The organism is Chryseobacterium sp. MEBOG07, assembly GCF_021869745.1.
GTDB lineage: Bacteria > Bacteroidota > Bacteroidia > Flavobacteriales > Weeksellaceae > Chryseobacterium > Chryseobacterium viscerum.
This window is the reverse complement of the sequence record NZ_CP084579.1, coordinates 792,247-808,587: the sequence shown is the minus strand read 5'-3', so window position 1 is coordinate 808,587 and position 16,341 is coordinate 792,247. Positions and strand designations below refer to the sequence as shown.

General features: G+C 37.9%; 8 protein-coding genes. All 8 read left to right on the top strand.

Annotated elements, in window-relative coordinates:
* Positions 1-50 precede the first annotated feature (50 nt).
* The 8 genes from LF886_RS03675 (at position 51) to LF886_RS03640 (ending at position 16,341) form a co-directional block, all read left to right on the top strand.
* Positions 51-3,398 carry a gliding motility-associated C-terminal domain-containing protein gene (locus LF886_RS03675; protein ID WP_236852772.1) on the top strand — a complete coding sequence of 1,116 codons (3,348 nt, stop codon included), beginning with the start codon at positions 51-53 and terminating at the stop codon, positions 3,396-3,398.
* Positions 3,399-3,596: 198 nt separating this feature from the next.
* Positions 3,597-6,299, top strand: a complete 2,703-nt coding sequence (locus LF886_RS03670) for a gliding motility-associated C-terminal domain-containing protein (protein ID WP_236852771.1) — start codon at positions 3,597-3,599, stop codon at positions 6,297-6,299.
* A gap of 143 nt (positions 6,300-6,442) precedes the next feature.
* Positions 6,443-9,295, top strand: coding sequence for a T9SS type B sorting domain-containing protein (locus tag LF886_RS03665; protein WP_236852770.1), 2,853 nt, complete (start codon positions 6,443-6,445; stop codon positions 9,293-9,295).
* A gap of 113 nt (positions 9,296-9,408) precedes the next feature.
* A complete protein-coding gene (locus LF886_RS03660) occupies positions 9,409-12,807 on the top strand; it encodes a T9SS type B sorting domain-containing protein (protein WP_236852769.1) in 3,399 nt (1,132 codons plus the stop codon).
* 203 nt (positions 12,808-13,010) lie between these two features.
* A complete protein-coding gene (locus tag LF886_RS03655; RefSeq protein ID WP_236852768.1) occupies positions 13,011-13,805 on the top strand; it encodes a hypothetical protein in 795 nt (264 codons plus the stop codon).
* A 290-nt stretch (positions 13,806-14,095) separates the two neighbouring features.
* The gene (locus tag LF886_RS03650; RefSeq protein ID WP_236852767.1) at positions 14,096-14,860 is read left to right on the top strand and encodes a DUF6759 domain-containing protein; all 765 of its coding nucleotides are present in this window, start codon (positions 14,096-14,098) and stop codon (positions 14,858-14,860) included.
* A 96-nt stretch (positions 14,861-14,956) separates the two neighbouring features.
* Positions 14,957-15,634 carry a tRNA (guanosine(46)-N7)-methyltransferase TrmB gene (gene trmB / locus LF886_RS03645; protein ID WP_124536608.1) on the top strand — a complete coding sequence of 226 codons (678 nt, stop codon included), beginning with the start codon at positions 14,957-14,959 and terminating at the stop codon, positions 15,632-15,634.
* Positions 15,635-15,651: 17 nt separating this feature from the next.
* The gene (locus tag LF886_RS03640) at positions 15,652-16,341 is read left to right on the top strand and encodes a DUF6759 domain-containing protein (protein WP_236852766.1); all 690 of its coding nucleotides are present in this window, start codon (positions 15,652-15,654) and stop codon (positions 16,339-16,341) included.

Below are 16,341 nucleotides of genomic sequence, written 5' to 3'. Positions count from 1 at the left end.
ATAAAAAATTGATTATTAATGTTTAAATTTGCGGCCCCATATAATAACGCATGAAAAAATTTCTACTGGCTATTTGCTCTTTTCTTTGTTTATTTGCTAATGCACAATTGGATTCTGAGCATTGGATCGCTCCTATGTCGGCAAGCAGTCTTCTTGGAACACCGAAAGGGTATCTTTACCTTTCAACCAATGAAACAATTCCCTTTTCTGTACAGGTGTATAACAATAACAATGTAATTTCTACTGTTCAGGTAAGCAAAGGAAATCCGACACAAGTAACCATCCCTAACAATATGATGATTGCTTCTGCCCCATCCGGGTTGTTTACTTCAACTTCAATGGGATTATATGTAAAAGGAAGTAAAAAATTCTTTGCCAGCTATAGATTTACCGTGCAGGACCAGGCGGAATTTATTACATCAAAAGGATTAGCCGGACTTGGAAAAACTTTCTTTGTGGGAATGGCTCCTAATACGACGGCGAAACCTTATGTGAACTCTACTATTGGAGTCACTGCAACGGAAGACAATACTACTGTAACTTTATCCGGATATAATCCTGGTGTTGTTTTTTCTGACGGTATTTCAGCTCCGTCAAGAACTTTCACAATCAATAAAGGAAAATCATACATCCTTGAAGCCCAGAGTAATCTTAATCCTAATAACTTAGCAGGATTGGTAGGAGCAAAAATTGTTGCCAGTAAACCGATCGCTGTTACCAACGGAAACTTCAACAGCATCTATACGACTCAAAACAATACGAATGTAGACGTTCTTATGGATCAGGCTGTTCCTGTGGAAAGACTGGGAAAAGATTTTGTAATGGTAAAAGGAAACGGGCCTGCAAATTCAGGAATGGAATCAGCCGTAGTGATTGCAACGGTAAATAATACCAAACTTACCGTAAATGGAAATCTTTTGAATAATGTGACCTTAAATGCGGGACAATATTATGTTGTTCAGGGAACTAACTATGTAAACCAGGTAAACGGAAATTACAATATGAGTATTTCCGCCAACAATAATGTATATGTATATCAGCTTCTTGCGGGAACATCTTCAGGTACGGTTTACGCGACAGGCGGAATGAACTTTATCCCTCCTCTAAGTTGTTTCTTACCCAAAGAGATCAACGAAATTGGATTTATTAATAAAATAGGAAACGACACTTTCAATACCAGACTTAATATTATTACTCAGACAGGTGCTGCAGTAACAATTAATGGAAACCCAATTGCAGCGGGTACCGGACCGGCACCCGTGACGGGAAATCCTAACTGGGTTACGTATTCCATTCCGAGTGTAACAGGAAATATAACTGTTGCTTCTACAAAACCGGTTACAGCAGGAATTGCTGCCGGAAACGGAGCTGTAGGATATGGAGGATATTTTGCCGGATTCTCTTCTATTCCAGTGATTACGAAAACGGGAGATTGTTATAATGGGGTTCTTCTTTCTGTAGAAAGTGGTTATGATGCTTATCAATGGTATCTTAACGGAACTCTGATTAACGGAGCTACTTCACCGTCTATCAACCCGGATCTGTATGGTTCGGGAGTATATACTTGTTATATTACCAGAACCAATTGTGAGTCCAGACTTACTGCAGAATTTGATTATACAGTATGTCCGCCTATCACTACCACTACTTATGATATTGGATCATGTAATACAAAAATCATTAATCCTGTATTGAGTAATTCCAATCAGGCTGTGGACCCTACCAATACCAGCATTATTGTACATCCTACCAATGGAACTGTTTTTGTAAACCCTACAACAGGACAGATTACCTATACTCCTAATGCAGGTATTACGACAAATACGTCTGATACTTTCACTTATTATATCCAGGGAACCGGAAATCCGGCTGCTTTTGAATATTTTAAAATTATAATCAACACTCATGTGTTCCAGGTAACCAATGCTACTTTGACTTCTTGTGCAGCAGCCAATGGAAACGGAACATTCAACCTGACTACAGCGATTGTCACTCAGGAGCCAGGTGCTGTGATTACTTATTTTACCAATGCTAATTTAACGGGGCAGATTGCCAATCCAGCGTCTTATTCAGGACAGTCGGGAACAATATATGTGAATGTAACCTCTTACGGATGTTCTAAAACAGCTACCATCACATTAACCACCTATCCTACTCCCAACCTTAATACAAGTAATTTCAATGCTGCGATTTGTGATGATAATTTTGATGGAGTTGTAAATGTCAACTTTACCAATGTAACCCCACAAATTGTAACGAATCCTGCGAACTTCACTGTAAAATACTATTTGAATCAGGCTGATGCAAATGCTGGAAACAACAATACTCTTCCTGCTAACTGGACTTTCACAGCTAATACAATTGTCTATGTAAGAGTATCCGGTGTTGTTGGAGAATGTCCTCCTGCTTTGGGCCAGATCAATTTCACCATCGGAAACAAAATTCCTTTGATTACAAATAATGGACAGGCTGATATCTGTGACAATGATCTTAATGGTTCTGAAGCAGTAAACCTTAATGACTATAAAGCTTTATTCACTACAGATCCAGGGGTAATATTATCATTCTACACCTCACTGGCGAATGCACAGGCAGGACTAAATCCTATTGCAGCATCGCAAACGCTTACTTCTTTTAGCAGTGTTTTTTATGTAAGATTTCAAAGCAGTACGGCATGTCCTAATACAGCTGTTTTAACTCTTACTCTTAAAACGCCTAAAAAATCAACCCAATTACATGATCGGGTAATCTGTTCTAATGAAAAAATAATACTGGATGCGGGTCCTGGATTCACTTCGTACTTATGGAATACTGGTGCTACTTCTCAAAATATTTCTGTAGGAGCCGGAACTTATTATGTAGATCTTGGATTCAACGGATGTGTATACCGTCAGTATGTAAATGTAACAAATTCACAAGCACCTACTATTACTAAAATAGATGTTGTAGGCTCTACAGCCACTGTTTCTGTAACCGGAGGAACAGCTCCTTACAAATATTCATTAAACGGTTTCGACTACCAGGCTTCCAATGTTTTCACAGGATTATCAAGAGGTCTTCATACTATATATGTATTAGGTTCTGATGGATGTAGTCACGTAACCAAAGAGTTTTTGGTTCTTAACCTTATCAATACAATCACCCCGAATGGAGATGGAATAAATGACGTTCTTAATTATTCAGAATTAAGGATCAAACAGAACGTTACAATTGAGGTTGCAGACCGCTACGGAGCCTCTGTATATAAGTCTTCTGACAAAAATTATACATGGGATGGAAAACCAAATGGAAGAAACCTTCCTACGGGAACATATTGGTATATAATCAGATGGACAGAACCAGATACGAAATTACCAGTTTCGTATTCAGGATGGCTTTTAATTAAAAATCGGGAATAATTTTTTAACATTTATTTAAATTTTATTAAAAGTATTTCATTTTTTATTTTAATTTTGTAGAAATCCTAATTCCATACACATGAAAAGATTTCTACTCAGTTTGGTATTAATTTTTTTGACAATTAATACACTCTTTGCACAAAGGGATAGCGAGCATTGGATTGCTCCTTATTTTGACAGTGTCGGGGGTATACGAACATGATATACCTTTCCACTGATTCTACAACTCCCTTTGATGTAACTATTTACAACAACAATGCTGTAGTCACGACGGTTACCATCAGTAAAGGTAGCCCGCAAACCTACAAGGTTGCCAACAACCTTATTTCAACAGGTACAACTACAGAAGCATTCAATGTGGGTAATAAAGGACTATATTTAAAGGCATTAAAACCTTTTTATTGTAGTTTAAGACTTGCTCAGAGTGTTCACGGAGAAGTTATTACCAGTAAAGGAAGAGCGGGAATCGGAAAAACATTTTTCGTTGCGAGTGCTCCCAATACCAATACAAGCAGTATTCAGAACTTTACAGCAGGTATCCTTGCTACAGAGGACAATACTAATGTAACTGTATCATGGAACCCTACTGCCGGAGTCGTTTTTATCAATGGTACTCCTCCTGGTAACACCCATACCTTTACCTTGCAGAAAGGACAATCTTTCATTCTTGCAGGATCAGGCTCTCAGTCGGCCAACAAGAATGGTTTTATCGGAGCAAAAGTGGTAGCAGACAAACCTGTAACCCTTACTAATGGAAGTTGTAATGCCAACTTCTCTACTTCACCATCTGGTAGTGACCCGGTTCTGGATCAATCTGTACCGGTTGACAGACTTGGAAATACATTTGCTATTGTAAAAACAAGATCTACTGTCCCTACCCAGAATATGGAAGGAGGACTTATTATTGCTACAGAAGACAACACTGAAGTCTTCTTAAATGGTGGTGGTATGCCAGTGGCAACACTTGCTGCCGGAGGATGGTTCAGAATCAATGAAACCAGCTATGTGGCTCAAGGTACTTCGGGGCATTCAAATATGTTTATTTCAACAACCAAAAACGTATATCTATATCAATTCGTAGGGGTAGGTAATAGTGAAGCCACCAACGGGTTCAACTATATACCGCCATTGAACTGTTTCCTTCCAAGAAAAATTGATGAAATTGGAAAGATCAATGAAATGCCAATTGGGACAGGTGGAGCCAGTGCAGTTCAGGATATTATTGTAAAATTAAATATCTTAACAGAGACAGGGGCAACAGTATTGGTAAATGATGCGCCTCCAGCTGCAACGGACGGCCCATATCCATTGGCTGGAAACACCAACTGGGTAACGTATGGAATTACCGGAGTAACAGGAAATATTAAAATCACTTCTACAAAAGCTGTAACAGCTGGTATCAACGGTGGATTCAGTTCTGCAGGATACGGTGGTTACTTTGCAGGATTCTCATCAATCCCTGTAATTGCTAAAAAAATAGGAGAGTGTGTACCAGGAATTATTCTTGAAGTAGATGACGGATATGAAACATACCAATGGTTCCGTGACGGAGTAGCTATTTCGGGTGCAACGACTTATACTTATACACCTACACAGTCAGGAAATTATACTGTAAAAGTAACGATGGGAACATGTCCTCCAGTGACAACTCCTATCTATAAAGTACAAAACTGTTTAAAAGAAACGACACAGGCACTTAATGCTTGTTCTACTAAAATTATTACGCCTGCGTTTACTTCGTCAACTCAAGCAGTAGTTCCAACTACAGTAGTAATTTTAACGCCTCCTACAAAAGGGACAGCTGTGGTTAATCCAAACGGAACAATCACGTATACTCCGAATCCAGGATATTTAGGATCGGACAAGATTATTTATAAATTCTGTGGAAACTCTGTAGAGTTTACAGACTGCGAGCAGGTAACATTAAACCTTACTGTAGTTCCATTCACGGTAACGGATACTTCTATTAAGGCATGTTGGTACGATGTAGCTCCTTATGCTTATTTTGATCTTACTAAAGCTAAAGTAACAGACTATAATGCGGCTACCAAAAAATACTACCGTACTTTAAACGATCTTACAGCAGGGATCAATGAAATCACAACACCAGAAAACTTCCCTTCAACTGGAGGATTTGTATATGTGAAAGTAACGACTGCTGAAGGATGTACAGCGAATGCAAAAATTGAATTAATTGTACTTCCAATCAAAAAATCTCCAATCCTGGTAGATCAATATATCTGTATGGATGCAAAAACAAACCTGGATGCAGGTTCTGGATATGATTCATACCTATGGAGCACAGGTGCTACCACTTCAGGGATCAGAGATGTAGGCGTTGGAGAATATTCTGTAGTACTTGGTAAGAACGGATGTTTCCTTACCCAGACCGTAAAAGTGAAGAAAGTTGAAGATCCGGTAATTCAAACCATTGAGATCAACAATAATACAGCAACAGTAATTGTAAGCGGAGGTAAAGCTCCTTACAAATATGCAGTTGACGGAACGGCTAACTGGCAGGATTCAAGTACTTTCACAGGTTTAACAAGAGGACAGCATACTTTCTATGTAAAAGATTTTTATAACTGTACTCCTACTTCTGTTGAAATTACAATCCCTAATCTATTAAATGCCATTACACCTAATGGAGATAATGTAAATGATTATATAGATTACAGCGAACTTGCTTATAAAGACAACCTAACATTTGTAGTATATGACAGATATGGAAATATGGTATTCACCGGAAATAAATTCAACAACTTCAGATGGGACGGTAAGCACTTTGATAAGAAACTAGGAACAGGAACTTACTGGTATCACATCAACTGGACTGAGTCCAACAAAGAAAAGACTCCAGTAAAATATACAGGTTGGATTCTTGTTAAAAACAGAGAGTAATAATTAGTTTAAAACTATATTTTATAAGCCACGATTTGATGATCGTGGCTTATTTTTTTAAATTAATAATGAATATCATAAAATATTTCGATCACCAATCAACTATTCTGTTATTTTTGTACAAACTATAACTAAATATACATATGAAGAAAATTATATCGATTCTTCTGCTCTTATTTGTGGCAACCCAAATGCTTTTTGCACAAAGAGACACAGAACATTGGTTTGCTCCTATGGCAGCCCGGTCTCCCAAAGTTGTCACTCCTATGCAGGCCCTTTATTTTTCTACAGACTCTGCAACTCCATTTACAGTAGACATTTATAGTAACAATACTATACTGGGTACCGTTACAATCAGTAAAGGATCTCCACAGACATTTAATATTCCGTTGAATAGAATGGTTGCTACGATCAATGGCGAGCTATTCACACCAGGAAATAAAGGTTTGTACACTAAAGGATCAAAACCTTATTTTGTCACTTACAGATTCTCAGTAAGTCAGCACGGGGAAATATTAACATCAAAAGGGAAAGCCGGGATTGGGACAAAGTTCTACGCGGTAACCGCTCCTATAGAAGAACTCAACGGCGAGTATAATTTCACCACCGGAATTCTGGCAACAGAAGACAATACCAAAGTGACCGTTTCCAATTATTCTGCCAATGTTGCATTTACCAACGGATGGACTGGGGTGACCAACCCTACGCTTACTTTTACATTAAATAAAGGGCAATCCTATATTATCGAAGGAATAGGTGATAAAATAGTCAATAAAGAAGCCTTCATTGGCGCCAAAATAGAATCTGACAAACCTATCTCGGTAACTAACGGAAATTTTAACGGACAATTCGCAATGGCTGCAGGTGGTTCTTATCAAGGATCTGATATTATCATGGACCAATCTGTACCGGTAGACCGATTAGGAAATGAATTTGTTGTTGTAAAAGGAAACGGTGACATCAGCAGAAGAATGGAAGATGCTTTGATTGTAGCTACTGAAGGAGGCACCCAGGTATATATCAATAATGCAACAACGCCAGCGGCAACATTAGCTGAAGGTGAAAGTTACAGGGTCAACAAAATCAATAATACCAACTATATCAACCAAGGGAATAATCATTACAACATGTACATCAGAACAACAAAAAATGTATATGTGTACCAGCTGATGGCAGGGGTTGGAGCAAGTAATGCAACACTTGGGTTCAACTATATTCCGCCATTGAACTGCTACCTTCCAAGAAAAATTGATGAGATTGGAAAAATCAAAGACCTTCCTTATTCTACAACTCTTACAGGACATATCGTAAAACTAAATATTCTTACAGAAGCTGGCGCTAATGTTACCGTAAACGGAGCTCCTTTAGCAGCAATGCAGGGGCCTTATCCAGTAACAGGAACTCCAAACTGGGTCTCTTACTCTGTACCTGATATTACAGGAAATGTGACCATTAATTCTACAAAGGCTGTTACTGCCGGTATTTCCGGAGGTAGTGGTGTAGTGGGATATGGTGGTTATTTTGCAGGATTCTCCTCCATTCCTGTTATCGCAAAACAAAATGGTGAGTGCATCCCGGGAATTGTGCTGGAAGTTGATGACAGTTTCGATACTTACCAGTGGTATAAAGAAAATAATCCTATTCCAGGTGCAACAAGCCATTCTTATACTCCAACACAATCAGGAAACTATACGGTAAAAATTACAGTCGGATCGTGCCCGCCGGTATTCACCCCTGTGTACAAAGTGTACACATGTCTTAAGAAAACCATCATAAACGATACGGTATGTGATGGAGTAAAACAGATTGTACCTACATTCTCCAGTTCTACCCAAACTGTAGTACCGGGAACTGTAATAATCATTACTCCTCCCACTCATGGGAATGCAGTTCTAGATCCGACTACTGGTGTAATAAGCTATGCTCCGACGTACGGTTATATTGGTCCGGATAAGATCATTTATAAGTTTTGTGGAAACAATCCTGATTTTACAGATTGTGAAGAAGTGACATTAAATTTAACCATATCGGAAAGTCCCGTAGTCAATGACGCCTTAATAAGAACCTGCTTCCTGGAAACTAATATTGCTACCGGATTGTTCAATCTTACCAATGTCAATGTAACACTGGCTACCGGAATTACCAAGAAATATTACCCTTCTCTTGCAGATGCCCATGCCGGAACCAATGAAATTCTGACCCCTGCTAATTATATCGCTCCTAATGGGGTAGTTTATATAAAGGTAATTAACGGGAATGGCTGCTATAGAGTGGCAATGGTAAATCTTGTGGTTCTCCCTCCTGTAAAATCAGATGTGTTAGTAGACAAAATCATCTGTATGGAAGAAAAAACCACACTGGATGCAGGTCCAGGATTCAAAAGCTATGAATGGAGTACCGGAGCAACCACCCAAACCATCAAAAATGTAGGAGTTGGAGTCTATTGGGTAAAACTAAAAACCGGAGAATGCATCACCCTGCAGACCGTAAAAGTATATGCATCGGAACAGCCCGTTATTTCAAATATTGATATCTCAAACAATACAGTAACAGTGAATGTTATAGGAGGTACTCCACCTTATAAATATTCTATGGACAATATCAGCTGGCAGGATTCTAATCTATTTACCAATATTGCGAGGGGAAATGCCAGCATCTATGTAAAAGATGGTTATAATTGTGAACCTATAAAAGTGGATATTACGATTCCCAATCTGATCAATGTCATTACTCCTAATCAGGATGGAGTAAACGATGTGATAGATTACTCTTCACTGGCGGTTAAAAACAATCTTGTATGTAATATTTTTGACCGATATGGAAGCAAAATCTTTCAGGCAGACAAAACCAACGGGTACAAATGGAATGGAACCGCAGACGGCAGCAAAAGAGTTCCTACAGGAAACTATTGGTATGAAGTAGGATGGAATGAGCCTAATGCGAAGCAAACTCCAATAAAATTCACAGGTTGGATTATGGTAAAAAACAGGGAGTAATCCTACAGGCATAAAATTTTAAAAGCCACGATTTTGAAATCGTGGCTTTTTTATTATGTTTTCAACTATTTAATACTTTTTATTATTAAATTTGTGATAAATACTACTACTGAATGAAGAAAATTCTATCTTTTTTATTTATATTTTATTTTTTCACCTCTGCTTTTGCCCAATTGGACCGAGAGCATTGGTTTGCTCCTATGATGGATAGGACAAGTGCTACCAATCCTTATCAGAAACTGTATTTATCCACCAGCAGAACGACTCCTTTTCCCGTAAGTATTTATAACAATAACGTACTGATCGGAACGGTGAATATCAGTAAAAATAATCCACAGAAATTCGATGTATTAAGAAATTATATTATCACCACTCTGCAGACGGATTTATTTACTCCTACCACCAAAGGATTATACCTTAAAGCAGAATTTCCTTTTTATGCCAACTTAAGGTTTTCGGTATTCAATCATGCTGAGATCATTACTTCCAAAGGAATTTCTTCTACAGGAACCAGCTTCTATGCTGCCTCTGCTCCTATCACTGTGAGCAACAATATTCTGAATTTCATGACCAGCGTACTGGCAACAGAAGATAATACTACCGTTACTATTTCCGGATACACCCCTACCGTTCAGTTTTCCAACGGAATGACAGGAGCCACGAATCCTACAATGACTTTCACCTTAAACAAAGGACAGTCTTATATTATTGATGGTGTTGGAGATATAACAGGAAATTTTGACGGCTTCATTGGTTCAAAAATCATTTCAAACAAGCCTGTCAATATCACCAATGGAAATTTTAACGGACAATATGCCGGAAACTTCCCTTCCAGTTCGGACATTTTAATGGATCAGGCAGTACCTGTCAACAGACTGGGGAATGAATTTGCTCTTGTAAAAGGGAACGGACCTATAGGATCCAATATGGAAGGTGCCGTGGTGATTGCTACTGAAGACAATACCCAGATCTTTGTTAACAATGAAATTCCTCCTATTGCAACCATCAATGCAGGAAAATATTATGTTATACCAGATTCCAAGTATATCCTTCAGGGAAACGGACATTATAATTTATATCTAAAAACATCCAAAAATGCTTATGTCTATCAGATTTTAGCAGGAGATTCCAACATGGGAAATGAAACAGCTACCGGAGGATTCAATTTTATTCCGGCTTTGAACTGCTATCTTCCCAAACAGATTAATGAACTAGGACTTATTAATGAAAATTTTGTTCATTCCAATGGGAATCCTTCAGGAGGTCTCAACATCCCTACAAAACTCAACCTTATTACAGAAAGAGGAGCTACCGTTACCGTAAACAGTGCTACGCCTCTTGCGATCACAGGTCCTTATAATATGACAGGAACCACCAATTGGGTAACCTATGGAATTCCAAATGTGACGGGAACCATTACAGTCGTTTCAGACAAAGCCATTATGGCAGGAATCACTGCTGGAACTGATGCTGTAGGATACGGAGGTTTCTTTGCGGGTTTCCCCACACAGCCCGTTATTTTAAAATCAGGTGACGGATGTATTCCTGGGGTAGTTCTTACCATAGATCCTCTTATCTATGATACGTATCAATGGTACAGAAACGGATCACTTATTCCGGGAGCTACAGCTTCTTCATTCACTCCTACGCTACCTGGATATTATACCTGTTCTGTAACGATGGGTAACTGCGCGCCTTTAGTCACCCAACAACTTAAAATTCTGAACTGTAAAAAACTGACCAATGCAGCCTATAATGTATGTACTACACAGACGATAACACCTGCCTTCAGTAGTTCATCACAAATACCTGCTCCGAGCACTGTAGCGATTACAACAGCACCTGCATTAGGTACTGCAGTTGTAAATTCAACCACAGGAATCATTACTTATACCGTGACAACTCCCGGTACATCAGGAACGGACACATTCACGTATACATTCTGTGGAAATGATCCGGACTTTCCTGATTGTGAAACGATCACCATTACGATTAATATCCAGGCTCTTGTTGTCATGAATACGACCTTAACTGCCTGTGACATAAACGGACAGGGAACATTTAACCTCACTACAGCAAACGTTACGAGTAATTCACCTGTTACGATTACTTATTACCCTACTCTTTTGGATGCTCAGAATGAAAATGCAACAGCATTGATCACCAATACAACAGCTTATACGGCACCCAATGGTACAATTATATATGCGGTTGTCAAAAACAATATAGGATGTAAAAGTATAGCGCAAATCACATTATCTCTTTTCAATAAAGCGATTGTTTTGGATAACTATAATGGTATTTTCTGTGATGATAATCTGGATGGAACGGTTACCGTTATCCTTTCTAATGTCACTCCTCTTGTTCTCAATAATCCTAATTTCTTTACCAATGTAAGGTATTATGCAAACCTGGCAGACGCCAACGCAGGAAATATCAATACGCTTCCTAACAGCTGGAGTTATACAGCCACAACTACTATTTACATCAGAGTAGATTCTCCGGACGGCTGTGCTGCTGTGATCAAACCTTTGCAGTTCAGTATTGGAGCTAAAGTACCATTGATCACCAAAACTGTTACAGAAAGTGTTTGTGATGATGATTTAGATGGAATAAAAAGTGTCAATTTAACACAGTTTATCCCTCAATTTACATTAGACCCGAATGTTACTTTCACATTCCACGCCACTTTATCAGATGCTCAGAACAATGTGAATATCGTCTCATCACCTGTTAATATTACAACCTCTCAAACGTATTATATCCGTTTTGAAAAAAATGGAGTATGTCCGGAAGTGGCAACCCTTAAAATCAATATTAAGATCCCTAAAAAATCGGATGTATTAAAAGATAAGGCTATTTGTCCAAAGACAACCACTACATTAGATGCAGGCCCTGGATTCGAAAGGTATTTATGGAGTACAGGAGCTACCACCCCTTCCATTACCAATGTTGCTCCGGGAAGTTATTGGGTAGAGCTTACCTTCAATGGCTGTGTTTACAAACAGTATGTGAACGTTACAGAATTGCCAAATCCTGTGATTACTTCTATTGAAATCGATGGAACAACAGTAAAAGTGGGAGTAAACGGAGGCACACCACCTTATGAATATTCTTTGGATGGTGTGATATGGCAGAGTTCCAATATTTTTTACAATGTACCCAGAGGAGCGCACAATGTATTTGTAAGAGACTCTAAAATGTGTGAGGAAGTCAAAAAACCATTTGCTATAATTAATCTGATCAATACCATCACTCCGAATGGGGACGGTTATAATGAGGGAATAGATTATTCTGCTCTCATGGCCAATGAAAACCTTGTATTCCGGATCTTTGACAGGTATGGTGCTGAGGTCTTCAGAGGAACTCCTGAAAACAGATATACCTGGGACGGAAGAATAGGTGGAAGATATGTTCCTACAGCCACCTACTGGTATTTTATCACCTGGACGGAATATGGCTCTGCTCTTACAGTAAAATATTCGAGCTGGCTATTGGTAAAACACAGATAACACAAGGAAACCGGAAGAAAGAATACCTGAAAAATCAGCGCTCTTTTCTTCCGGTTTTTTATTTGAATCTTTATTTTTTTAAGTTAATGGTAGCTTTCTAACAGTCCTTAACAATTAAATCCCAAAGTTTAATATAACTTTAACCACTATTCATCATCTAATTAGGCAAAATTGCTATATTTCTATGTAATTTTGCGCATTATATGAAGAAACTGTTTACTCTAGTGCTATTGGTTTTTCTGGCAAAAATGAATGCACAAATATATTCCGGAGAGGTATTTCTGAGAGACAACTCTATTTTATATCTCAATCAGGTATATGTTACGAACCTGACTATACAAAAAACCGTTCTTACGGACTATAATGGTAATTTTAAGATTCCGGCTAACCCTGGAGATGTCATCCGGTTTACCTCTATTGTTACTGAAAGAAAAGATATAAAGCTAACTCCTCAATCGATGGCACAGAAGAATCTGGTTGAGCTTAAAATTGCCTATTACGAAATTCAGGAAATTGTCCTGAGCAGGTTCAAACCTACGGGAAATCTACGGTATGATGTCAATTCTTTAAGAAAAGAAGATAAAGCATACGCGCTCAAGAAAGTCATTGGTCTTCCTGAACCGAAAGGTGACGGAACTCCACCGGAACTCCCTGTTGCCGGACTCCGAGATGGCGGATTGACCTTCAGCCTTGAAAGCATCTATGATATTCTTTCCGGGGAGAGAAAGAAAAAGCAGCGTTATCAGGCTTACGAAAGAATGAACAGTTCCGTTGCCCAGATCAAAAATTATTTAGGAAAAGACTATTTTACAAGATTCAAAATTCCTGAGAATTTAATTGATAATTTCCTTCAGTTCGTTTATACCTCTGAAAACATCCAGGCCTATGTATTGGCTGGTAACTTTGAAGCAGTAAAGATTCCTATTGAAAAATATCTGCCGATCTATCAGAAGAGACTTAGAAGCTCACATCTTCAGGAGGTTGTAAGCAGCAATTAAAAATCCCGATAAAAAATAAATCAGACTATACAATAATCCATGTTTCGCTCATGGATTATTTTTTTATGAAACAGTAAAAATTCAGTTCAGATATTTACTACAATACATCCCAATATAGATTATTCAATTTTCACAGCATATATTCCTTTAATATTCAAAAATATGTTTAAATTTATCTCACGAATCAGTGTTTAAAATAAAAATACTTATATTTCGTTATCCAAATAAAAACTAACCAGCGCAAAACGTAAATTAAATAAGAAACACCAATTCTAATTTAATATTAATTAATGAAAAAAGTACTTTTACTTCTTGGCTGTATGTTCCTTTTTATGGTGTCTGCTCAAAAAAAAGGCAAAGACTATAGTAATATTCTGAAAAGTAATAATATCTATGAGATCAATGCATTTTTAAGAGATGCCCATCCAGATGATCCCCGAAGATCTGTTCTGAAACCAAAGGTAATGGACCTGATGAAAGAATACATCAAAAATGCACACCCTGCTGATCAGAAGGTAAAAGACATGCAGGAAATGCTTGCTATGCTGAGAAGAAGACCTTCTACAAAGATCACCTTTGATGAAATGAATGCGATCATCAAACAAAAACAAATTGCAAAGTATAAAGCTGAGCTGGCAGCGAAACAACCTACTACTGTTTATACTCCAAGCTCTGCTCAGAATACCTATGTTGTCAATACAACTGCAAATACTGCAGTTCCCAATGCTGAAGCAGAAGAATTCAACATGCTGATGGCTGTCTCTCCTGTAGAACATAAAAACAAAACAGTAAAAATCCTCAATTCTTTATTTGATAATGATCCTAATACTAAAGAGTGTATTGTCATGATTCAAAATAAATCAGACTGTAATATCATTGTTAGAATGGAAGGTGTGGGCACTACCAAATACAGGCTGGCGGTACCTGCCCAGGGTGAAGGTTCCATTGTCATAGAAAAAGGACAGTATCTTTTCTCAAGTTTGGTTTGCGGAGCACAATATGCCTCACAAAAAACAATACAAAGAGCCATTATGGTCGCTTTGGGAAGCCAATAATCTCAATCTTAAACGAATTAGTTCTCTGTCTTTTACCTCCAAAAGACAGAGATTCTCCATAAATTTTTAGTATTTTTGCACTCATTTTATAACTCAATGGGCAAGAATAAATTAGCAAGATTTACAGAAAACAAAATATTACCGAATGTAATACAACCTACAAGAGAAGAGGCCTTAGAAGGTTTCGATCTTAAAGGAAAATGGAGAGACAATTTCTTTAAAAATGAGAATCCGATTGTATTGGAATTAGGCTGTGGAAAAGGAGAATATTCTGTAGGACTTGCCAAAACATTTCCTGAAAAGAATTTTATAGGAGTTGATATTAAAGGGGCTAGATTCTGGTTTGGTGCCAAAGAAGCTGTAGAAAGTAACATGAATAATGTAGCTTTTCTAAGAACTCAGATCGAACTCGTTGATTATTTTTTTGCTGAAAATGAAGTAGATGAAATATGGATTACGTTCCCGGATCCACAAATAAAATATAAAAGAACAAAACACAGATTAACACATCCGGATTTTTTAAACCGATATAAAAAGTTCCTGAAGCCAGGAGGTATCATTCACCTGAAAACTGATTCAGAATTTCTGCATGGGTATACACTGGGATATTTACAGGGGGCAGGCTATGAAATCATTAGCGCGCACCACGATATCTATGGGGCACCTGAATACGATCCTAATACGGAGCATTTGAGAGACATCAAAACGTATTATGAAGAGCTATTCTCGGCTAAAGGAAAAACAATTACTTATATTAAATTCCGGATAAGCTGATGAAATAAACAAGCTTGATGAAAAAAAAATTTTCAACGATTTTATTCTTCACTTTTTTACTACCCGTCTTTACCAATGCCCAAAAAAGCAATAAAGACATTCTAAAAAACACAAACATCAAAGAAATTGAAGAATACCTTAAGAACGCACACCCTGACGATCCTAAGAAAAGCGTGCTAAAACCAAAGCTGATCGCTTTAAAAAATGCAGAATGGACAAAAGGAGCCCGTACAGCCAAACCTATGGAAGCAAGGCCTGTAATCTCTGACATTCCTAAAAGCATTATGAGAAACCCAAATTCAGACGATGCTGAAGAGTTTAAAAAACTCATCACTGAAACATCTGCTGAACACAAGGATAAAGCAGCAAAACTTTTGAATGCAATGTTCAATGAAGATATTACCCGTAAGGAAGCGATCCTCTTATTCAAAAATAATTCGGACTGCAATATCGTACTGCGAATTGAAGGAAAAGATTATTACAATCTTGCCGTTCCTGCCCGCGGAGAAAATTTTATTGTACTCAATAAGGGTTCCTATACGCTCAACAGTAATATCTGTGATATGAAATACATTTCACAGAAAGACATTAAAAAAAGTATATTTGTAACGATAGGTAATCCGGGACAGGCTGAGACAGAACTGAAATCTACCAGTAATGAACCGGAAAAAAAACTTCGAAAAAGGAGAGACCAAAAAATAAAATAG

Coding starts and splice junctions, on each gene's coding strand:
- LF886_RS03675 (WP_236852772.1), top strand. CDS start 51: ATGAAAAAATTTCTACTGGCTATTTGCTCTTTTCTTTGTTTATTTGCT.
- LF886_RS03670 (WP_236852771.1), top strand. CDS start 3,597: ATGATATACCTTTCCACTGATTCTACAACTCCCTTTGATGTAACTATT.
- LF886_RS03665 (WP_236852770.1), top strand. CDS start 6,443: ATGAAGAAAATTATATCGATTCTTCTGCTCTTATTTGTGGCAACCCAA.
- LF886_RS03660 (WP_236852769.1), top strand. CDS start 9,409: ATGAAGAAAATTCTATCTTTTTTATTTATATTTTATTTTTTCACCTCT.
- LF886_RS03655 (WP_236852768.1), top strand. CDS start 13,011: ATGAAGAAACTGTTTACTCTAGTGCTATTGGTTTTTCTGGCAAAAATG.
- LF886_RS03650 (WP_236852767.1), top strand. CDS start 14,096: ATGAAAAAAGTACTTTTACTTCTTGGCTGTATGTTCCTTTTTATGGTG.
- trmB (WP_124536608.1), top strand. CDS start 14,957: ATGGGCAAGAATAAATTAGCAAGATTTACAGAAAACAAAATATTACCG.
- LF886_RS03640 (WP_236852766.1), top strand. CDS start 15,652: ATGAAAAAAAAATTTTCAACGATTTTATTCTTCACTTTTTTACTACCC.